The sequence below is a fragment of the Streptosporangium longisporum genome (assembly GCF_039534895.1).
Lineage (GTDB): Bacteria > Actinomycetota > Actinomycetes > Streptosporangiales > Streptosporangiaceae > Streptosporangium > Streptosporangium longisporum.
This window is the reverse complement of the sequence record NZ_BAAAWD010000012.1, coordinates 12,155-31,927: the sequence shown is the minus strand read 5'-3', so window position 1 is coordinate 31,927 and position 19,773 is coordinate 12,155. Positions and strand designations below refer to the sequence as shown.

Genomic DNA, 19,773 nt, shown 5'->3' with positions numbered 1-19,773 from the left:
TAGAGGTCCCAGTTACGGGCCGGCGAGGAACTCCAGCGCGCCCCGCCCCACCCGCCGGGCTGCCGCGACGGCGCGTCCACGTCGGCGTACAGCTCCCCGTACGTGGCGTCGATCATCAGGTCGGACCAGCTCGCCCTTGCCCGGCACGTGGGTGTAGAGGGACATGGTCCCCACCTCCAGCCGTTCGGCGACGCTGGGCGCATGGAGACCGCGTCGAGCCCCTCGGCGTTGGCCAGCTCGACGGCCGCCAGGGACGATCGAGCGCACCGTCAGCCCGAACGCCCCGGTTTGCTGTGCGAGCCCCACAGGAGGCAAGGCTGCGGGCCGGGTCGGCGTCGGAAGCTCTTCGCACTCACGGGATCGGTCTCCAGATTCTCGCGTCAGGACACCGTAACGGAAGCCGTACGGTGTACCGTACTCATACGGCAAAGGCGTGCCGGGCCGGCGGATCCTCCGTCCGGGCCGGCACGAAAGGACGGGTGAGAACGGTGAGGACGACAGGACGCCAAGGCGGGTCCGCGATCGTCGCGGACGGCCTGCGCAAGGGGTACGCGGGCGCCCCGCCGGGCAACGGGCTCAACGGCTTCGACCTGGAGGTCGCGGCCGGGACGGTCTGCGGGCTCTCCGGTCCCAACGCGGGGCAAGACGACGGCCGTCAGGATCCTGGCCACGCTGCTGCTCCGACGGGGGCCCGCGAGCGTGGCCGGTTCGACGTCGGACCGACGCCGGCGGGGTCCGCGAGCGATCGGGCTGGTCGGGCAGTACGCCGCGGTCGACGAGATCCTCAGCGGGCGGCAGAACTGGAGATGTTCGGCAGGCTGAACAACCTCTCCGCCGCCCAGGCGCGCAGCCGGGCCGGCGAGCTGCTGGAACGCTTCTCGCTGGCCGACGCGGGCCCCCGGTCGGTCGGCGGCTACTCCGGCGGCATGCGCAGGAGGCTCGACCTGGCGGTGAGCCTCATCGTGGCGCCGCCGGTGCTGTTCGTGGACGAGCCACCACCGCCTCGACCCGGCCGCGCGCCGGCAGGTGTGGGCGGCCGTGCGCGACCTGGTCGACGCGGGCACGACCGTGCTGCTCACCCCACCCACAGTACCTGGAGGAGGCCGACCGGCTGGCCGACCGGATCGTGATGCTCGGGGCCGGCCGGGTCGTCGCCGAGGGCACCCCCGAGGAGCTGAAGTCCGCCCTCGGCGGCGACTGGCTGGACGTCGTCCTGGCCGACGCCGGGGACGCGGAGACCACCCGGGCCTCGCGGCGCGGTCGCCTCCGGCGAGGTCCAGGTGGACCGGCCGGGTCAGCGTCCGGTCTCCGAGCGCACCCGGCGCTCGTCACGCTGGTCACACGCGCTCGGCGACGCCGGGGTCGAGCCGGTGGACGTCACGCTGCGCCGTCCCACTGGACGAGGTGTTCCTGCACACCTGACGGGCGACGACGTCCGGTGGCCGCGGGCGTCCGCGGCCCCGGGCACGAGGTGCCCGCATGAGCGTCACGACCCCGCATCGGCGCGTCCCGGCGACCCGGCGGACCCGCACGTGTTCACGACTCTGACGAACATCACGGCGGGACCGTGAGCACTGATGGTCCGCAGACCGGCGCCCGGTCGTGCTGGGGCTGGTCTTCCGGTGCTGATGGTGCTGCTAGTTCGCGGCTGTTCGGGCACGCGGCGCCATCGCGCTGGCGCCTCGGCGGGCCGGGCGCTCAGGTCGCGGGCGACTACATCGACGTCCTGACACGTCCCCGGCCTGTTTACGCGATGCACGACTGCGTTCGGCTGGAGAACCACGCTGCCGGCGTCACCAACGGACCGCGGCCGTGGGCGGTGACCATGCACCGTTCCGCATACGACGCCGATGCACTCACACAGTCCGTGGTCGTCATGGGCCGCGGGATCGCCGCCATGCTGCATCGCACAATAACTGTCGTCGCGGCTGGCCGTCATGTTCGCCACCGGGCTGCTGTCTCGAGAATAAGCTAGCGCGGCGACGGAGCGCCGGTCCGGCACTTGCTGGCCGCGATGGGACGTGCCATCCTGCTGCGGCGTTTCGCCGTGCGCTGGGTGGTGATCTTCATTCCAACGGCCTCGTCGCGGGCGGGCCTGAGCGGATGGCGCCGCGTGCAGATCACTCATCTGCGTCGGGTTCCTGTCAGCTGTGGTCGACGATCCGCGACGACATGAAAGCCCTCCTGGCACGGCGCGTCGACCGAGCGAACGCTCTCGCGAGCCGCGACCCACGCCGTCAGACGGCTCGTCAGCGACGCCCGGCTGGGCGGAGTCCTGTGGTGGCGCAGCACGCGACGCTGATGGCGGTGCTCTGGCCGCTGCTGCTGATCGCCGTGTCCTGCCGCTCTCGCCCCGTACGTCCGCAGGCGCGGCGACTGAGGCGACGTCCGCACGGCACCGAGTCCGGGTTCGTCAGAGCTCAGCCGGAAGGTCCCGAGCCGGGACGGGACGGGCGAGGCGAGCGGGCGGAGGTGTCGCGGTGGCCTGACAAAACACTATCGCCGTCGCCGGAGGGCAGCGGTGTTTACATCGTTTGGGGACGGGGATCGTCCCGCCCTGTAGAACCCAGGTAGTGAGCCTGGAGCATGAGTGAGACGGACGGGACGATCGCTCGGGGTGGACGCTCAACAGGGAACTGCTCAACGTCCGGCGCTGATCACATGCTGTCGCCTCCGTATCGCCCATACTGACGATGGGCCTGATAGACGACGAGAGTACGGGACCGTCATGCTCACTGCTGCTCTGTCGTGCCGTCCGACGCTCTCGGTCACCGCTTCTACGAACGCATCGGCGCACGCGTCCCCGCGCGTGGAGTGCCTCAGGTGCGGCACGCGGTGGTGGGGACCTGATGAACCTGGCGGGACGCGGACCCGCGGCCTTCGCTGTTCATCGCCAGGAAGGCGCTGCTTCCACACCTCTTCAACCTTTCGTCTAGATCACGATCATGAGCGTTTGTCACGGACTTAGATGCGCGCCGTGTCCGTGACTCTGGTACCCGCCGACTGTCGGTCCTCTCGTCGCCTGTGCCGGTCGTGCCGTTCCGGGCGCGCAGCGCCGGACACGTCACCGGACCCGGTGGTCTGCTTGACACAGTGGTAGAGAGAGAGTCACGGACGAGTGTCCCGGGGGGCATCGAGGGGCTTGACGGGTCTCGGTGCGTTCGACGGGTCCCGGCGCGTTCGAGGCGAACCTCGGTGCGGCACCGGAGTTCACTGGGCGCAGGCCACCGAGCGGATCAGGGTGACATTACTCTGGGAAGAAGACCTACCAATAGCAGCGAGGGGCCGCGTTCACCGGCTGGCCGCCTAACGCTAGGTAGGTCGGCATGGCGGCCAAGGCCATCTGGGTGCTTCCTACGGACCGGCGATCGGTGTCTGTGACTTAATCTCCATTGGATTCAAACAGGCCACGATCGTTACGGTCAACGCGGGCTCTTGCGCACTACGACTGGAGCGGAGGCGCAGGGGGTGACCGTAGGCAATCTCGTCGGTGGGTGTGCCGCTTCGTGCTCGTCGTGCTCCTCCGCGAGTGACCGACAACCTGGAGACAGGGTCGACGGGTCGGCGCGGTTCCGCTGAGCTCGGCGAGCGACGTGCTGCGCGTAACCGGGGCACGGCACGTCTACGGCCCGGGGACCTCGCGGTCCGCCGCACACGGTCAGCCCGGCCGGGCTGGGAGGGGAGTGGATAGGCCTTACCTCGTCGGGCCGCGTCCCTGGTGCCTTCACACATTCTTTTAGCACGTCTTGCGTCTGGGACCCTGCGCCTGGTATCTTCTCTCCTCCGGGCCTCGGCATCCGGCCCACACTTGTTGGTCTGGTGGGACGTAGACAGCCCCCTCTCCTTCACTCCCCTCCTTTTTTCATACCCTTTTTCTGTCTACACCTCATGTTCAGATCCCCCTCACGAGATTCCTCTTTCTCCGCCGCTACTGGGACTCCAACCACACTTACCTGTTACCCCCGCGCGCCCCGTGTTGACACGACGCACGTGCCCCGGCACGACAGCCCGAGCTTGACGTGCGGTAATCTCTCTCTGTTTTGTATCTCACTCTTTCTTACACAGCACTTTTTCGCGAGCTCCCACGCTGATATCCTTCACGTCCTGTCCGGTCGAGTCAGGTGGTCCGGTCGATTTCTCAGACACACACGATTCCTTTACATTTATCCTCTGTATATTTATTGTCGTCCCCCATTCTTCTTTCTGCTCCCCCTTGCCGCCCCGGGTATGGTTTCCCTGCGGGTGGCCCGACCACTGGTCGTCCCCGGAGGGGAGACGGCGATGAACTGTGTTCTTGTCCGCACGGTTTGGGCCGGCTGCGGGACCTTGCGGCGCGATGCCGAGGGCCCAGTCGCGCGCCGGCGGTGTGTAGGTGGGGGCCCACTGGTCCTCGGCTGCGTTGCGGGGGTAGGCCGGCGGTCCTTCTCCGCGGGTGCCGGTCTGACCGGTTGGTGAGCGCCGCCTGGCGTCAGCACAGTCACGCCACCGGTCCTCGGCCCTCCTTCGGAGGGAGCGGAGTCGCTGCACAACGCACGGCGTGACGGGCCCGTGCGGCTTCGCCGGTTCGGGACGGTCGCCCGATCCGCAGACGCGGTCCCCGGAGGCTCTGCGATGCGGTAGCCCTGCTTGCGGCCGTACGATTAGTGGGTCAGCAGTGGCGACGGCGTTCTTGGACGTACGGATCTTGGTGGCTGGCGGTAGGTCAGCACGAACACGAGCATGCGAGTGTGGGTTGGTAGCGGTGGGCGCGAGGCTTGCGCCTTGGGCGCGACCGTAGATCGGGGAGGGGTGCCGTCGCGAGGTCGGTTTCGTGGAGGACGTCAGGAGGTTGAGGGTCGTGGCCTTCGAGATTGTGCCGGGTTGACGGTGCGACGACTCGGGCGCGCGAGGACGCGGGGGGGCCGTGAATTGAGGCGTGGAGGCGGCGTCGAGAGGACCCCGCCGGGGACACCGTCGCGGGGACACCGTCGCGGGGAGCCCGCGGAGGGACACCGCGAGACCACCGCGGTCCGGTGACGGGCCGGCGGCGTGCGCGGCGCCGGGAACGGCACGACGGCAGGGCCAAGGCGACGAGAGGACCGAGCAGTCGGCGGATACCAGGAGTCACGGACACGGCGGCATCCTAAGTCGGAAAACGCTCATGATCGTGATCTAGAACGAAAGGGTTAGAAGAGGTGTGGAAGCGGCCTTCCGTGGCGATGAACATCGGAAGGCCGCGGGGTCCGCGTCCCGCCGGTCAGGGGTCCCCCACCGGCGTGCCGCACCTGAGGCACTCCACGCCCGCGGGGACGCGGTGGCGCCGATGTTCGTAGAAGCGGTGACCGAGAGCCGTCGTGACGAGCACCCCGCCGAGCAGCAGGAGCATGAACGGCCCGTACTTCTCGTGTCCTATCAGGCCCATCGTCAGATGGGCGATACCGGCGGCGACGATGATCGCGCCGACGTTGAGCAGTTCCCTGTTGAGCGTCCACCCCGAGGCGGATCGTTCCCGTTCCGTCTCACTCATGCCTCCAGGCTCACTACCCTGGGTTACAGGGCGGGACGGATCCCGTCACCACGATGTAAAACACCGGGCGCCCCTCCGGCGACGGCCGATGTGATCGGCCACCGCGACACCCCGCCCGCTCGGCCCGGCCCGTCCCGTCCCGGCCGGGACACCGGCGAGCCTCGGCGAACCCGGACGGGCCGGGCGGGACGTCGCCTCAGTCGCCGAGCCTGCGGAACGTACGGGCCGAGAGCGGCAGGAACACGGCGATCAGCAGCAGCGGCCAGAGCACCGCCATCAGCGTCGCGTGCTGCGCCACCCAGGACTCCCCGGCCCAGCCGGGGTCGCCGAAGAGCCGTCTGACGGCGGTCGCGGTCGCCGAGAGCGGGTTCCACTCGGCGACCGCGCCGAGCCAGGAGGGCATGGTCGCCGGATCGACGAACACGCTGGACAGGAACCCGACCGGCCAGATGAGGATCTGCACGGACGCCACCGCCTCAGGCCCGCCCGCGACGAGGCCGATGAAGATCCCCACCCAGAGCACGGCGAAACGCAGCAGCAGGAGCAGGCCCACCGCGGCCAGCGTGCCGGCCGGGCCGCCGTCGCCGCGCCAGCCGAGCAGCAGCCCGGTGGCGAACATGACGGCCAGCCCGACGGCCGAGTCGAGCATGTCGGCGATCCCGCGGCCCATGACGACCACGGAGGAGTTCATCGGCATCGAGCGGAACCGGTCGGTCACCCCCCTGGCCGCGTCGGTGGTGACCGCCGTCATCGTGGTCTCCAGGCCGAACAGCATCGTCATCGCGAACATGCCGGGGACGAGGAAGTCGATGTAGTCGCCCGCGCCTGAGCCGCCGGGCCCGCCGGAGGGAGCGCCGATGGCGCCGCCGAACAGGCCGCCGAACATCAGCACCATCAGCACCGGGAAGAACCAGCCCAGCACGACCGGTCCCGGTCTGCGGACCCAGTGCCTCAGGTCCCGCAGGGTGATCGTCCAGGAGTCGGTGAACACGCGGGCCGCCCGGGTCGCCGGGGACGCGCCGGAGGGGGCGGGGGTCGTGACGCTCATGCGGGCACCTCCGTGCCGGGGGCCGGGACGCCCGCGGCCACCGGCCGGGGGTCGTCGCCCGTCAGGTGCAGGAACACCTCGTCCAGGGTGGGACGGCGCAGCGTGACGTCCACCGGCTCGACCCCGGCGTCGCCGAGCGCGGTGACCAGCGTGACGAGCGCCCGGGTGCGCTCGGAGACCGGGACGCTGACCCGGCAGGCCCCGGCGTCCACCTGGACCTCGCCGGAGGCGACCCGCGCCGCGAGGGCCCGGGTGGTCTCCGCGTCCCCGGCGTCGGCCAGGACGACGTCCAGCCAGTCGCCGCCGAGGGCGGACTTCAGCTCCTCGGGGGTGCCCTCGGCGACGACCCGGCCGGCCCCGAGCATCACGATCCGGTCGGCCAGCCGGTCGGCCTCCTCCAGGTACTGGGTGGTGAGCAGCACGGTCGTGCCCGCGTCGACCAGGTCGCGCACGGCCGCCCACACCTGCCGGCGCGCGGCCGGGTCGAGGCCGGTGGTGGGCTCGTCCACGAACAGCACCGGCGGCGCCACGATGAGGCTCACCGCCAGGTCGAGCCTCCTGCGCATGCCGCCGGAGTAGCCGCCGACCGACCGGGGGCCCGCGTCGGCCAGCGAGAAGCGTTCCAGCAGCTCGCCGGCCCGGCTGCGCGCCTGGGCGGCGGAGAGGTGGTTCAGCCTGCCGAACATCTCCAGGTTCTGCCGCCCGCTGAGGATCTCGTCGACCGCGGCGTACTGCCCGACCAGCCCGATCCGCTCGCGGACCCGCCGGGCGTCGGTCCGGACGTCGAACCCGGCCACGCTCGCCCGGCCCCCGTCGGGACGCAGCAGCGTGGCCAGGATCCTGACGGCCGTCGTCTTGCCCGCCCCGTTGGGACCGAGCAGCCCGCAGACCGTCCCGGCCGCGACCTCCAGGTCGAAGCCGTTGAGCCCCGTGCCCGGCGGGGCGCCCGCGTACCCCTTGCGCAGGCCGTCCGCGACGATCGCGGACCCGGCCTTGGCGTCCTGTCGTCTCACCCGTTCTCACCCGTCCTTTCGTGCCGGCCCGGACGGAGGATCCGCCGGCCCGGCACGCCTTTGCCGTATTGAGTACGGTACACCGTACGGCTCCGTTACGGTGGTCCTGACGCCGAGAATCTGGAGACCGATCCCGTGAGTGCGAAGAAAGCTTCCGACGCCGACCCGGCCCGCAGCCTTGCCCTCCTGTGGGGCTCGCACAGCAAACCGGGGCGTTCCGGGCTGACGGTGCGCTCGATCGTCCTGGCGGCCGTCGAGCTGGCCAACGCCGAGGGGCTCGACGCGGTCTCCATGCGCCACGTCGCCGAACGGCTGGAGGTGGGGACCATGTCCCTCTACACCCACGTGCCGGGCAAGGGCGAGCTGGTCGACCTGATGATCGACGCCACGTACGGGGAGCTGTACGCCGACGTGGACGCGCCGTCGCGGCAGCCCGGCGGGTGGCGGGGCGCGCTGGAGTTCATCGCCGCCCGTAACTGGGACCTCTACCGGCGCAACCCGTGGATGCTCCAGGCCCGCGACCCGCGCTCCACGCTGGGCCCGAACGCCACGCTCAAGTACGAGGCCGAGCTGCGTCCCCTGGAGGGCTGGGGACTGTCGGACGTCGAGATGGACTCGGTCCTCGGCCTGGTCCTCTCCCACGTCGAGAGCATCGCCAGGTCCAGGGCCGACCAGCTGCGCGTCCAGCGGGAGAGCGGGATGGACGACGCCGAGTGGTGGCTGTCCAACGCCCCGCTGCTCGAACGGCTCGTGGACGCCGGCCGCTTCCCGGTCGCCTCCCGCGTCGGGCAGGCGGCCGGTGAGGCCCACCAGGCGATCACCGACCCCGCCCACGCCCTCTCGTTCGGCCTGGAGCGCATCCTGGACGGGGTGGCCGTCCTGATCGCGGGCCGCGAGCGCCCGTGACCCGCCCCGGGTGCGGGTGGGGCGTCGCGTGAACGCCGGAAGGGGGGCCGCGCGTCGCGCGACCCCCCTCGACGTCACCGGTGTCTAGAAGTAACCGGTGCCCGTGATGGCGGCCGGGGTGTTGCCCATGTTCTTCACGCGGTAGCGGATGCACTGCGCGGGCGGGGTGGTGCTGGCGGCCACGTACGCGGCGTGGTCGTTGGCGGCGATCGGCAGCGTGCCGATGTACCGGCCACGGCAGTTGCCGATCTTGACCTTGACGGGGACGCTGTTGTTGTCGAGCTTGATCAGGACGTTCCCGTTGTACTGGGCCGCGGGGACGAGCTCGGGCGTGAGGAAGACCTCCTCGCCCGGCTGCACCCTCGCGGCCAGGTTGACGTCGTCGGCGTGGGCGGGGGTGCCGGTCAGGATGGCGGCTCCGGCGGCCGCGAGGACCAGCATCGAGGACAGGGCGCGCATAGAACGTCACTCTCCTTAATCGTCTCTGCCGATCCGTCCCTGCGGATCGGACGTGGAGACACTACGGAGAGTCACATCCGGGAAAGATAACGAGCCGTACTCCACCGGGTAAAACTCGTCGGGAGCCGGGTCGCGGCGAGGCGCGCGGGCCGGTCTAGCGGAGGAGGAGCTTCTGCGCCTCGACGACCAGGTCGAGGCCGAAGCTGAGCTTGAGGCCGAAGTAGACGATGACTCCGGCGGTGGCCGCGGCGACCAGGACGACCAGGATCTTGACGGTCCAGCCCCGGCGGCCGAGCCAGGCCGTCCAGGCCGACAGGGTCCGCTTGCCGAACTCCAGCAGCCGGTGGGCCCAGTGAAACTCGGTGGCCAGCACGGCCAGCCCGGCGAAGACGACCAGCCAGCCGGGGCCGGGGAAGGGCACCATGATGAGGCCGCCGATGACCAGCACGGCGCCGACCACACCGATGACGATCTTCAGGGTGAGACGGCCGGTGCGGGTGGACCTGATGTCGTCGAGCCTGCCGTGCAGGCCGGACCGCCGGGCCCCGGGAGCCCCGGGGGCACCGGTCTCACCGGTCTCGTCGAGCCGCGGCGGGTTCGGCGAGCCCTCCGCCGCGTCCCGAGGGCCGCGCACCCCATCTGAGATCGCCATGCTCTCCCCCGGACTGTCGGTTTCTTCCACAATAGGGTCTGCCGGGCGGGCGGGCCTCCGCGGAGGGCGGATCTCATCCTGAAGACGGACCCGTACCGGCCATAAGACCGAGCCCGGGCCCGCGGCACGCCGTCCCGCCGGGAGGGCCGCGTCACCCGTGCGAGGGAGTGCCGGAACCAGGACGGCCCCGGCCGGGCCCGTTCAGGGCTCGGCCGGGGCCGTACGCGCTCCCGGCCCGTCGTGGTTCTCACTCCGGGCCGGGAGGCCGGTGACGGGCCGCCAGGACCCCCCGGCCTCGGCGGCCGGTTTCACCGGCGGGTCCTCCCCCCTGGCCGTCCTCGCGGGGACGGCCAGGGGGCGGTCGTCAGGAGACGGTGCAGGTGACGGTGGACGGGACGCCGTTGGTGCCGGTCCAGCTCGCGCCGAAGCCGAACACGGTGGACGCCCCGGCACCCAGGGCGCCGTTCCAGTTCGTGTTCCTCACCGTGACGGCGGCACCGGTCTGGGTGTGCACGCCGCTCCAGAGCTGGCTGATCGTCTGGCCGTTCGGGAACGACCAGGTGACGGTCCAGCCGGTGGTCGCCGAGGTGCCGGTGTTCTTCACCGTCACCTCGCCCTGGAACCCGCCCGGCCAGGAGTTGGCGACCTTGTAGGTCGCGGTGCAGCCCCCGCCCTGCCCGGCCGCGGTCGTGAACGTGACCGGCGCCGAGGCGGTGGAGCTGTTGCCGGCCGCGTCGCGGGCGATCACGTAGAACGTGTACGCGGTGTCCGCGCTCAACCCGCTCAGCACGTGCGACGCCGAGGAGGCCGTGGCCACCTTCACGTCCGTCGCACCCGCCTCACGGTAGACGTCGTACCCGCTCACACCCACCGCGTCCGTCGAGGCCGCCCACGTCAGCGTCGCCCCCGAAGAGGTGACCGCCGACGCCACCGGCGTACCCGGCCGGGTCGGAGCGACGGTGTCCCCCTGTCCGGCCGCGGTCCTGAACGTGACCGGCGCCGAGGCGGTGGAGCTGTTGCCGGCCGCGTCGCGGGCGATCACGTAGAACGTGTACGCGGTGTCCGCGCTCAACCCGCTCAGCGCGTACGACGCCGAGGAGGCCGTGGCCACCTTCACGTCCGTCGCACCCGCCTCACGATAGACGTCGTACCCGCTCACACCCACCGCGTCCGTCGAGGCCGCCCACGTCAGCGTCGCCCCCGAAGAGGTGACCGCCGACGCCACCGGCGTACCCGGCCGGGTCGGAGCGACGGTGTCGTCGGGCGGGACGGTCCCGTCGTTGTCGGCGTACAGGATGCCGCGGCCGTTGGTGCCGAGGTAGACGCGGCCGTAGACGCGCGGGTCGCCGGTGAGGGCCTCGCCCGCGTTGCCGTACTGGTGCTGGTCGTCGTTGATCCTGACCCAGCTCGCGCCGGTGTCGTCGGAGCGGAACACGCCGGTGACGCCGCCGACGGTGGCGAGCGTGTACAGCGCCTGGTAGCTCTTGCCGGGCGCGGCCTTGCCGAAGCCGATGTTGACCGCGTTCGTGACGCCGGGCAGCTTGGTGAACGACGCGCCGCCGTCGGTGGAGTGCCAGATGCCCGCGGCGGCGCCGGTGTCGCCTGCGGGCCCGGTCAGCCAGATGTCGCCCTCACGGCCGGGTACGGCCTTGAACTTGACGTTGCCCTCGGCGGGCAGCCCGGTCGCGGCGGTGGCCGTGAACGAGGCGCCGCCGTTGACGCTGACGTAGAACCTCCCGGCGCTGAAGCCGTAGAACTTGTTCGGGTTCACCCGGTCGGACTCGACCACGGCGCCGGTCGGCAGGCCGGTGGAGGCGGTCCAGGAGTTTCCGTAGCCGACCGAGTGGTGCACGCCCACGCCCTTGGGCGCCCAGACGAACCGGGAGCCGTCGGCCGCGGCGGCGATCGTGCCGCCCTCGTTGATCCCGGCCGGTTCGCTCCCCTGGAACCAGTTGGCGCCGCCGTCGGTGGAGAACGCGGCGTGGCTGTCGTTCGGCCGGTCGGCGTCGGTGAAGTTGCCCGCGCGGACCATGACGGCCGGGTTGGTCTCGGCGTAGTCGAGGCTGGTCGTGGAGGTGAAGATCGGGGAGGTGAACATCATCGGGGGCACGGCGTCGAGGTTCGTGTGCCGGAAGCCGCCGATGTCACCCAGGGCGCTGACCAGCGGGGGCCCGGACGGCGGGCTGATCAGGTCGAGGACCGCGGTCTCCTCCAGCCCCTTGGCCATGGGCTTGATGGTGAGCTGGCCGCCGGTGTCCCACTTCTTGAGGTCCTCGGTGCCGTACAGCGTGGCGCCGGTGCCGTACATCATCCGGTTGCCGTCGAACGGGTCGATCTCCAGCGACTCGGTCATCCAGCCCAGCTTGGGCGTCACCTCGGGCAGCTGCGGGTTGGTCCCGAAGGTCAGCCACGGCGAGGAGGAGACGTCCATGGTGTAGCGGAAGCTGCGGTTGGGGTAGGAGGTGAAGTCCCAGATGCGGGTCCAGGTCGCGCCGGAGTCGGTGGACCTGAAGAAGATCACGTCCGGCCACCAGGAGATCTGGGTGGCGACCATGATCGTGCCGGGGTTCTGCCGGTCGATCGTGAGACCGCTGTAGCCGTAGTACGCCTCGGACGAGCTGGAGGGGACCGGGCTGATCTGGGTCCACGCGCCGGTGGTCGTGTTCAGCTTCCACACGTCGCCCTTGGCGCCGTCGTAGGGGCCGGAGGTGTCGCTGGTCGCGATGTAGAGCGTGTGGTTGACGTGGTCGAGCACGCCCTTGTGGGCGATGTAGCCGGTGGGCTGCCCGGCCACCCGGCTCCAGGTGGTCCCGCCGTCGGCGGAGGTGTAGACGGTGTTCTCCTTGTCGGCGACGCCGACGTAGATCCGCTGCGTGGTGTTGCCCGCGGTCGCCGAGCTCGGGTCGAACGTCACCCAGACCACGCCCGGACGGTGGCTGGTGTAGCCGTTGGGGTCGGCGGGGTTGTCGGCGTGGTTGCCCGCGTTGGGGAAGCTCGCCACCTTGGCCCAGGTCACGCCCTTGTCGGTGCTGCGCCACAGGCCGTTGCCCTCGGGAGCGCCGAAGTAGACGACGCTGTTCCTGTTGGGGTCGACGGCCAGCCGCTCGCCCATCCCGCGGCCGGGCATGTTGCCGCCGAGCTTGAACGGCAGCGTCGTGGCCTGCCAGGTGGCGCCCTTGTCGGCGGAGCGCAGGATGGCCCCGTTGTTGGGGTCCCAGCTGTTGGTGTACATGCCGGCGGCGACGTAGACGCGGTTCGTCTCCACCGGGTCGGTGGCCAGGCTGACCACCCCGTTGTAGCCCCATTTGTCCCAGCCCACCCAGTCGAGCAGCGGGGTCCAGCTCTTGCTCGCCTGCTCCCACCGGTACGCGCCGCCGATGTCGGTGCGGGCGTAGACGAGGTTCTTCTCCTTCTGGTTGAACACGATCCCCGGCACGAACCCGCCGCCGTCGATCCGCACGTTCTTCCACTCGTACGGCTCGGCGGCGGCCACGGAGCGGGCCGCGGGGCCGGACACGGTTCCGGCCCCGGCTGCGGACGCCGAGGCACCCGCCCCCGCGCCGGCCGCGCCCACCGTGGCACACGCCATCGCCACGGCGGCGAGCGCGCTGAACAGCCTTCTTCGCATGTACGGCTTCCCTTCGCAATGCAACGGACAAACCGCCATGCACGATCAGGTGACGGGACCCTGACCGTCGACCGCCCATGATGCGCGTGCATGAACGCCCAGAGGTTCACACGCCGGACCCCGGGGCGTCAATAGTTTGGATGGACAACTAAAAAACCCACTCCCGTACCGCCGTCCCGGAGCGTCGCGGACGGGCCGGGGACGGTGGCGGGCGTCAGTCCACCGCGCAGGTGGGAGCGCATTCCCGGCGCGGGGCGACCATCAGGCGCGAGCCGGGACCCCGCGCGGCGGCCACGTCGTCGGGGTTGGCCAGCGCGCAGCGGTCCAGCGACAGGCAGCCGCAGGCGATGCAGTCGGTCAGTCCGTGCCGGAGCCGTTCGAGCTGCCTGATGCGCCCGTCCAGCTCGTCCTGCCAGACGGCGGAGAGCCGCTCCCAGTCCTCCCTGGTGGGAGTGCGGCCGTCGGGAAGGGCGGCGAGCGCCTCCTGGATCGTCCTGAGCGGGATGCCGACGCGCTGGGAGACGCGGATGAAGGCGATCCTGCGCAGGGTGTCGCGCGGGAACCGGCGCTGGTTGCCGGCGGTGCGGCGGCTGCGGATGAGCCCCTTGGCCTCGTAGAAGTGCAGGGCCGAGACGGCCACCCCGCTGCGGGCGGAGAGCTGGCCGACGGTCATCTCCGGAGTGTTGGGCATGCGCCAGTCTAACTTGACCTCAACATAAATTGAGGTTACAGAGTGGGGACATGATATTCACGGAGGCGGAGCTCGCCTATCTCAAGGACCGGCACCTGGGCCGGCTGGCCACGACCGACTCCGCCGGAGGGCTGCAGAACAGCCCGACCGGCTTCCACATCGACCCCGAGACCGGCACCGTCGACATCTACGGCCGCGCGATGGGGACCACCAGGAAGTTCCGCAACGTCCGGACGAACCCGCGGGTGGCCTTCGTGGTGGACGACCTGGCCTCCACCGACCCCTGGCGGGTGCGGGGCGTGGAGATCCGCGGCGAGGCCGAGGCCATCGAGGACCACGAGCCCCCCTTCCCCTACCTCAGCCGCGAGGTCATCCGCATCCACCCGCGCAGGATCATCTCCTGGGGCGTCGATGAGGCCCAGGAGGGCCTCAAGGCCCGCGACGTCTGACCCCGCCCCCGGCGCACCGGTCACCCGGAGCACCGGAGCGCCGGAGCGCCGGTCACAGGTCATCGGAGAACCGGTCACCGGCCGGGACCCGCCGGCCGCGGTCGCGCGGGCGACCGGCCGAGGGTGCTCTCCCTGGCCACCAGCCGGTAGCCCGCGCCGACCTCCTTCGGGGGGTGGTCGGCCGGGCCCTCGATCCGCTGCTTGAGCAGGTCGACCGCGATCCGGGCCAGCTCGGCCTTGTCGGGGGCGACCGTGGTCAGGGTCGGGGTGCTGAACCGGCCGTCCTCGATGTCGTCGAGGCCGGCCAGCGCGACGTCCTCGGGCACCCGCAGCCCGCATGACAGCAGGGTGCGCAGGGCGCCCAGCGCCAGCAGGTCGTTGAAGCAGAACACCGCGTCGGGCGGTTCCGCGCGCTCCAGCAGCCCGGCCATCGCCGCCGCCCCCTGGTCCCTGCGGTAGCGCTCGACCGTGGCGATCGTCTCGGGCAGCCCGTGGGCGGCCATGGCCTCGCGGTACCCGGCCAGGCGGAGCGGGGCGGTGCCGCTGGCGGCGTTGTCCTCGGCGCCCAGCGCGGCGATGCGGGTGCGGCCGAGCCCGATCAGGTGCTCGGTGACGTCGCGCGCCGCCCGGACGTTGTCGATGGCCACGTGGTCGGCCGGGCCGTCGTGGATCCGCTCGCCCAGCAGCACGAGCGCGGTGGCGTCGGTGCGCGCGGCCAGCTCGTCGGCGCCGATCGCGATCGGGCTGAGGATCACCCCGTCCACCCGGTGGTCGCGGACGCCGTCGAGGATGCGCCGTTCCCGCTCCAGGCTGCCGTCGGTCTGCTCGATGACCACCAGCCACCTCAGCTCGGCCGCGGCGTCGATGACGAACCTGGACAGCTCCGCGAAGTAGGGGGCGTCGAGCTCGGGCAGCGCCAGGGCGATCACGCCGGTGCGTCCCTGGCGCAGGTTCCTCGCCGACAGGTTGGGCCGGTACTCCAGCTGGGAGAGGACCTCCTCCACCTTGGCCCGGGTCTCGGGCGACACGCGGGCGTACCCGTTGACGACGTTGGAGACGGTCTTCACCGACACCCCGGCCAGGCGCGCGATGTCGCGCAGGCTCGCTCCCACCGCTCCCCCATTCCCGTCGCGGCCCCCGTCGCCCGGCCCGGCCGACGCTCCGCGGGGTCGTACGAGATCCGGTCCCGACGATCGTAACGCCCCGGTATCGACTTCCGAAGCGGCTGTTTACAACGTTGAAACAACGTTGTAGAAACCACCTACCACGAAATGTCGCGTTAACAGAGAGGTCGTGCCGTGGCGACCACCGCCCGTCTCACCCTGGACCCCGCCTTCCGGATCGCCCCGGTGGAACCCCGGCTCTTCGGTTCCTTCGTGGAGCACATGGGCCGCTGCGTCTACACCGGTGTCTTCGAGCCCGGCCACCCGCTGGCCGACGCCGACGGCCTGCGCACCGACGTGCTGGAGCTGACCCGCGAGCTCGGGGTGACGCTGGTCCGCTACCCCGGGGGCAACTTCGTCTCCAACTACCGCTGGGAGGACGGCGTCGGCCCGGTCGAGGAGCGTCCGGCGCGGCTGGACATGGCCTGGCGCAGCCTGGAGGGCAACGCCTTCGGGCTCAACGAGTTCATGACCTGGGCCGCCAAGGCCGGGGTCGAGCCGATGATGGCGCTCAACCTCGGCACCAGGGGGGTCGCCGAGGCGCTGGAGCTGGTCGAGTACAGCAACTACCCCGGTGGCACCCGCCTGTCGGACCTGCGCCGCGCGCACGGTGTCGAGGCGCCGCACGACGTGCGGCTGTGGTGCCTGGGCAACGAGCTGGACGGCCCGTGGCAGATGGGCCACAAGACCGCCGCCGAGTACGGGCCGGCTCGCCGCCGAGACCGCGCGGGCCCTGCTGCGCTTCGACGACGGCCTGTCGCTGGTGGCCTGCGGCAGCTCCAACAGCGGCATGCCGACGTTCGGCTCGTGGGAGGCGGAGGTGCTGGAGGCGACGTACGAGATGGTCGACTACATCTCGCTGCACGCCTACTACGACCCCTCCGACGGCGACGTCGACTCCTTCCTGGCCAGCGGCGCCGACATGGAGCACATGATCCGCTCGATCGCGGCCACCGCCGACCACGTGGGCGCCAAGCTGCGCAGCACCAAGCGGATCAGGCTCTCCTTCGACGAGTGGAAACGTCTGGTACCAGAGCCGCTTCCCGGGCGAGTCCGCGCTGGACTGGCAGGAGCGCCCGCGGCTGATCGAGGACACCTACGACGTGACCGACGCGGTGGTGGTCGGCAGCCTGCTCATCACGCTGCTGCGCAACGCCGATCGGGTCGGCGTCGCCTGCCAGGCGCAGCTGGCCAACGTGATCGCCCCGATCAGGACCGAGCCGGGCGGCCCGGCGTGGCGGCAGAGCATCTTCCACCCGTTCGCGCTGACCGCCAGGCACGCCCGCGGGCAGGTGCTGCGGGTCGAGCCCGAGTGCGAGACGATCCCGACCGCCAGGTACGGGGAGGCGCCCGCGATCTGGGCGACCGCCACGCACGGACGAGGCGACCGGCGAGCTGGTGCTGTCGTGGTCAACCGCGACCGGAACGGCCCGTGCGCGCTGGAGCTCACGCTGCCCGACGGCCTGCGGCCCGTGGAGCACATGGAGCTCACGACGACGACCTGTCGCGGTCAACACCGCCGACGCGCCCGACCGCGTCACGCCCAGGCCGGGCGCGGGCGCGCGCCTGGAGGGCCGCCGCGCCTTCCTGAACCTTCTACCCGTTTCGTGGAAACATCGTCCGCTTCGCACCTTCAGGAGTAGGAAACAATGACAGTCCCTGTCCCGCCGCTCGTTCATGGGCCTGACCGGCGCCGCGGCCTCACCGCGGCGCTGGCCGCTGCGGTGGCGGTACCAAGATCGATCCGGTGCCTCTCGCCGGCCTCGGCCGCGCCGACCTTCGCCGAGTACTCCGGCCCGAAGGTGACGCTCGGACTACTGGAACGGCTTCACCGGCGGTGACGGCCAGCACATGCGGACCATGCTGGAGGCGTTCAACAAGGAGTAAGCCGGCCGCATCGAGGCCGCAAACGTCACCGGCGCTGGGAGGACCTGTACCCGGCCATGCCGACGGCCATCACCGGGGCAAGGGCCCGGACGTGGCGGTCATCCACAACGACTGGATCGGCACCTTCGCCCCCGGCAGACGCTGATCCCGCTGGACGACGTGGTCGGCGCGCGTGCAGCTCAGCGAGGCGACTTCATCCCCGCGGTGTGGAACGCCGGATCTACGAGGGCAAGCGCTACAGCGTCCGCTGACGTGCACAGCCTGGCGACTACTGGAACACCTCCCACCTGGAGAAGATCGACCTCAGCGAGGCCCCGTCCGACAGGCCGGTAGAGGAGGCCCTGGCAGGCTGAAGCAGGCAGGGATCGAGAACCCGTTCTGGATGCCCAGCAAGTGGCCGGCCCCACCTGATGTTCATGACCCTGCTGTGGCAGTCGGCGGCGAGCTCTACAGCGAGGACGGGCCCGCGAAGGCGCTGTGGGGCTCCGACGCGGGGGCCAAGGCCCTGGGCTGGATGGTCGAGCAGATCGACAAGGGCACTCAGCCCCGCCAAGGTCGCCCAGGACAGCCAGTACGCCGCCTTCAAGAACGGACAAGGTCAGCTTCACCTGGGACGGCATCTGGCAGATCAACGACCTGAAGACAACGCCAAGTCCACTGAAGTGGGGCATGTCCCCGATCCCGAAACATCGGCGGCACGGCCGCGGCGTGGGCCTCCTCGCACAAATTCGTGATGACCTCCAGGCGGGCAAGGATCCGAACAAGGTCCAGGCGGCCAAGTTCTTCATCGACCACATCAGCCGCCAGTCGACCGAGTGGGCCAAGGCCGGGATTGATCCCCGGCGCGCAACTCCGCCCGCAGGACCCGGCGATCGCCGACCATGCCGCAGATCAGGCTGGCCTCCGACGTGAACATCTTCCGCTCCTGCCGGCCGCTGCCCGGCGTCGGTGACGTGCAGTCCAAGGCGCTGGAGCTCGCCATCGCCAGGCCGTGCGAAGCAGGCGTCTGGCCGACGCGCTGAAGGAGGGGCGTGGCGTCACCGCCGAAGCAAGCTGCTCCGCGCACAACAAGCGGAAGTTAGGAGAAGTGAGCCTCGACTCACGAGGAGATGGGCCGGTCCGCACCGCCGGACCGGACCGGCCCGCCAAGGCTCGGGCGCACATCGCAGAATGCAGGGCGTGGACGCGTACGCGTTCTCGCCCCCTACCTGGCGCTCTTCGCCGATCTTACATGGTGCTGCCGCTCGTGGCTAGGGGTTCTGGCACTCAGGACCTGCACGAGTGGACGTATCCAACTCCGCGGACAAGGGCCGTTCGTCGGGCTGGAGACACTACGTCATGAGCTGTACGCCCCGACAGCGTGGACGGCTCGCGGTTACTGTGTACGGCATGAAGGACCACCGGCATCTTCACGGTCGCGTCGGTGCCGCTGCTTCATCGTGCTGCGCCGCTGCTGGTCGCGCTCGCTGCTCCTGATGCAACGGCCGCGTCGCGGGACGCAACGTCTGACCGCCAGGCCGTTGCTACTTCGCGCGTACGTGCATGCGCGCGTGGCGTCGTCGGGTTCGTCTGGCAGTCTCTGTGCTGGACGGCAACATCGCATGGTCAAACCACTACCACGGCCTCGGACGTGCAGTGGACACAACGACGCGTGGTGCCCGCCTGGATCGCTGTCCTGGTCGGGCGTGACGGTCATGGTGGACGCTCGGCCTGAACTCGCGTCATCTTCTGCTGGCGTGGCTCGTCCAGCACATCCCGCGACGAGCTGCACGTGAGCCGCGCTGGCTCGACGGCGCCTCCGCCTGGCACCGGTTCCGCTCGGTGCACCCTGCCGGGGCTGCGCCGGTCACGGTGTTCGTGCTGGCAAGCGCCACGATCATGGCCTCGGCCAACATGTTCGGCCCGTCCTACATCATCACCCGCGGGGCGCCCGCCGACCAGGACGAAGACGCGATCAGTACACCTCATCGCACGAGTGACCAGGCTCTGCGCCAGTTCGACATGGGCCACCGCGTCCGCGATGAGCTTCATCCTCGCCGCGTTCCTGAATGGTGGCTCAGCGCCCTGCGTCTTCGGCGCCGTTCAGGGACAGGAGCACGGATGACACACCGACATCCGAAGGCTGCGGCGCACCTGCTGCACCTGGTCCTCGGCGGTGATCGCGGCGCTGTACAGAGCCCGCTGGTCTACATGTCGTCCCCTCGTTCAAGACCCGCGAGGCGGCCGCTCACCGAGCCGCAGTGAGTATCCCCGACCGATCTCGCTGGACGCCTACCGCAGCTGCTCGCAGCGCGGATCAGCGCCGATCAGTGACGTGGTCCTCCTCAACACAGCCTCGCCGCCGCCACCGGCCACGCGCCCTGGTCCTGGT

16 protein-coding genes are annotated in these 19,773 nt (G+C 70.6%); 7 read left to right on the top strand and 9 right to left on the bottom strand.

The features are described from left to right. Positions 1-12 precede the first annotated feature (12 nt). Positions 13-165, bottom strand: a complete 153-nt coding sequence (locus tag ABD832_RS21400) for a hypothetical protein (RefSeq protein WP_344898198.1) — start codon at positions 163-165, stop codon at positions 13-15. 323 nt (positions 166-488) lie between these two features. Here ABD832_RS21400 and ABD832_RS21395 point away from each other — a divergent pair, with 323 nt between their 5' ends. Then, a complete protein-coding gene (locus ABD832_RS21395; RefSeq protein WP_344898196.1) occupies positions 489-1,130 on the top strand; it encodes an ATP-binding cassette domain-containing protein in 642 nt (213 codons plus the stop codon). Between the two features lie 4,106 nt (positions 1,131-5,236). Here the strand turns inward: ABD832_RS21395 and ABD832_RS21390 are convergent. The 3 genes from ABD832_RS21390 to ABD832_RS21380 all read right to left on the bottom strand — a co-directional run bounded on the left by ABD832_RS21390 (position 5,237) and on the right by ABD832_RS21380 (position 7,567). Continuing rightward, positions 5,237-5,506 carry a hypothetical protein gene (locus ABD832_RS21390; protein WP_344898194.1) on the bottom strand — a complete coding sequence of 90 codons (270 nt, stop codon included), beginning with the start codon at positions 5,504-5,506 and terminating at the stop codon, positions 5,237-5,239. 196 nt (positions 5,507-5,702) lie between these two features. Beyond that, positions 5,703-6,554, bottom strand: a complete 852-nt coding sequence (locus ABD832_RS21385; protein ID WP_344898192.1) for an ABC transporter permease — start codon at positions 6,552-6,554, stop codon at positions 5,703-5,705. Then, positions 6,551-7,567, bottom strand: coding sequence for an ATP-binding cassette domain-containing protein (locus ABD832_RS21380; RefSeq protein WP_344898190.1), 1,017 nt, complete (start codon positions 7,565-7,567; stop codon positions 6,551-6,553). Before ABD832_RS21380 ends, ABD832_RS21385 begins: the two co-directional genes overlap by 4 nt. 135 nt (positions 7,568-7,702) lie before the next feature. Here ABD832_RS21380 and ABD832_RS21375 point away from each other — a divergent pair, with 135 nt between their 5' ends. After that, complete coding sequence (locus ABD832_RS21375) at positions 7,703-8,473, top strand: TetR/AcrR family transcriptional regulator (RefSeq protein ID WP_344898188.1); 771 nt, start codon at positions 7,703-7,705, stop codon at positions 8,471-8,473. An 84-nt stretch (positions 8,474-8,557) separates the two neighbouring features. On the opposite strand, the gene ABD832_RS21370 is transcribed toward ABD832_RS21375, so the two are convergent. From ABD832_RS21370 to soxR, 4 genes are all read right to left on the bottom strand, one after another. After that, positions 8,558-8,932, bottom strand: a complete 375-nt coding sequence (locus tag ABD832_RS21370) for a hypothetical protein (RefSeq protein ID WP_344898186.1) — start codon at positions 8,930-8,932, stop codon at positions 8,558-8,560. A 154-nt stretch (positions 8,933-9,086) separates the two neighbouring features. Beyond that, positions 9,087-9,584: a TIGR02611 family protein gene (locus tag ABD832_RS21365; protein ID WP_344898184.1), complete on the bottom strand. Its 498-nt coding sequence runs from the start codon at positions 9,582-9,584 to the stop codon at positions 9,087-9,089. 364 nt (positions 9,585-9,948) lie between these two features. Beyond that, positions 9,949-13,212, bottom strand: coding sequence for a cellulose binding domain-containing protein (locus tag ABD832_RS21360; protein WP_344898182.1), 3,264 nt, complete (start codon positions 13,210-13,212; stop codon positions 9,949-9,951). 214 nt (positions 13,213-13,426) lie between these two features. Beyond that, entirely contained in the window at positions 13,427-13,903 is a 477-nt protein-coding gene (soxR, locus tag ABD832_RS21355) for a redox-sensitive transcriptional activator SoxR (RefSeq protein WP_344898180.1), read from the bottom strand. Positions 13,904-13,953: 50 nt separating this feature from the next. On the opposite strand from soxR, the gene ABD832_RS21350 reads away from it, so the two are divergent. Next, positions 13,954-14,352 carry a PPOX class F420-dependent oxidoreductase gene (locus tag ABD832_RS21350; RefSeq protein ID WP_344898178.1) on the top strand — a complete coding sequence of 133 codons (399 nt, stop codon included), beginning with the start codon at positions 13,954-13,956 and terminating at the stop codon, positions 14,350-14,352. A 74-nt stretch (positions 14,353-14,426) separates the two neighbouring features. Here ABD832_RS21350 and ABD832_RS21345 read toward each other — a convergent pair whose 3' ends face one another. Then, a complete protein-coding gene (locus ABD832_RS21345) occupies positions 14,427-15,464 on the bottom strand; it encodes a LacI family DNA-binding transcriptional regulator (protein WP_344898176.1) in 1,038 nt (345 codons plus the stop codon). 186 nt (positions 15,465-15,650) lie between these two features. Between ABD832_RS21345 and ABD832_RS21340 the strand changes: the two genes are divergently transcribed. The 4 genes from ABD832_RS21340 (at position 15,651) to ABD832_RS21325 (ending at position 19,646) form a co-directional block, all read left to right on the top strand. Further along, entirely contained in the window at positions 15,651-16,601 is a 951-nt protein-coding gene (locus ABD832_RS21340) for a hypothetical protein (protein ID WP_344898174.1), read from the top strand. Continuing rightward, the gene (locus ABD832_RS21335) at positions 16,574-17,158 is read left to right on the top strand and encodes an alpha-L-arabinofuranosidase C-terminal domain-containing protein (RefSeq protein WP_344898456.1); all 585 of its coding nucleotides are present in this window, start codon (positions 16,574-16,576) and stop codon (positions 17,156-17,158) included. Before ABD832_RS21340 ends, ABD832_RS21335 begins: the two co-directional genes overlap by 28 nt. A gap of 1,125 nt (positions 17,159-18,283) precedes the next feature. Continuing rightward, positions 18,284-18,424, top strand: a complete 141-nt coding sequence (locus ABD832_RS21330) for a hypothetical protein (protein ID WP_344898172.1) — start codon at positions 18,284-18,286, stop codon at positions 18,422-18,424. Positions 18,425-19,253: 829 nt separating this feature from the next. After that, the gene (locus ABD832_RS21325; RefSeq protein WP_344898170.1) at positions 19,254-19,646 is read left to right on the top strand and encodes a hypothetical protein; all 393 of its coding nucleotides are present in this window, start codon (positions 19,254-19,256) and stop codon (positions 19,644-19,646) included. The last annotated feature ends 127 nt before the right edge of the window (positions 19,647-19,773 follow it).

Excerpts from the sequence above, each read along its gene's own strand:
- ABD832_RS21400 (WP_344898198.1), bottom strand. The coding sequence starts at position 165 with ATGTCCCTCTACACCCACGTGCCGGGCAAGGGCGAGCTGGTCCGACCT.
- ABD832_RS21390 (WP_344898194.1), bottom strand. The coding sequence starts at position 5,506 with ATGAGTGAGACGGAACGGGAACGATCCGCCTCGGGGTGGACGCTCAAC.
- ABD832_RS21385 (WP_344898192.1), bottom strand. The coding sequence starts at position 6,554 with ATGAGCGTCACGACCCCCGCCCCCTCCGGCGCGTCCCCGGCGACCCGG.
- ABD832_RS21370 (WP_344898186.1), bottom strand. The coding sequence starts at position 8,932 with ATGCGCGCCCTGTCCTCGATGCTGGTCCTCGCGGCCGCCGGAGCCGCC.
- ABD832_RS21365 (WP_344898184.1), bottom strand. The coding sequence starts at position 9,584 with ATGGCGATCTCAGATGGGGTGCGCGGCCCTCGGGACGCGGCGGAGGGC.
- ABD832_RS21360 (WP_344898182.1), bottom strand. The coding sequence starts at position 13,212 with ATGCGAAGAAGGCTGTTCAGCGCGCTCGCCGCCGTGGCGATGGCGTGT.
- soxR (WP_344898180.1), bottom strand. The coding sequence starts at position 13,903 with ATGCCCAACACTCCGGAGATGACCGTCGGCCAGCTCTCCGCCCGCAGC.
- ABD832_RS21350 (WP_344898178.1), top strand. The coding sequence starts at position 13,954 with ATGATATTCACGGAGGCGGAGCTCGCCTATCTCAAGGACCGGCACCTG.
- ABD832_RS21330 (WP_344898172.1), top strand. The coding sequence starts at position 18,284 with ATGCCGCAGATCAGGCTGGCCTCCGACGTGAACATCTTCCGCTCCTGC.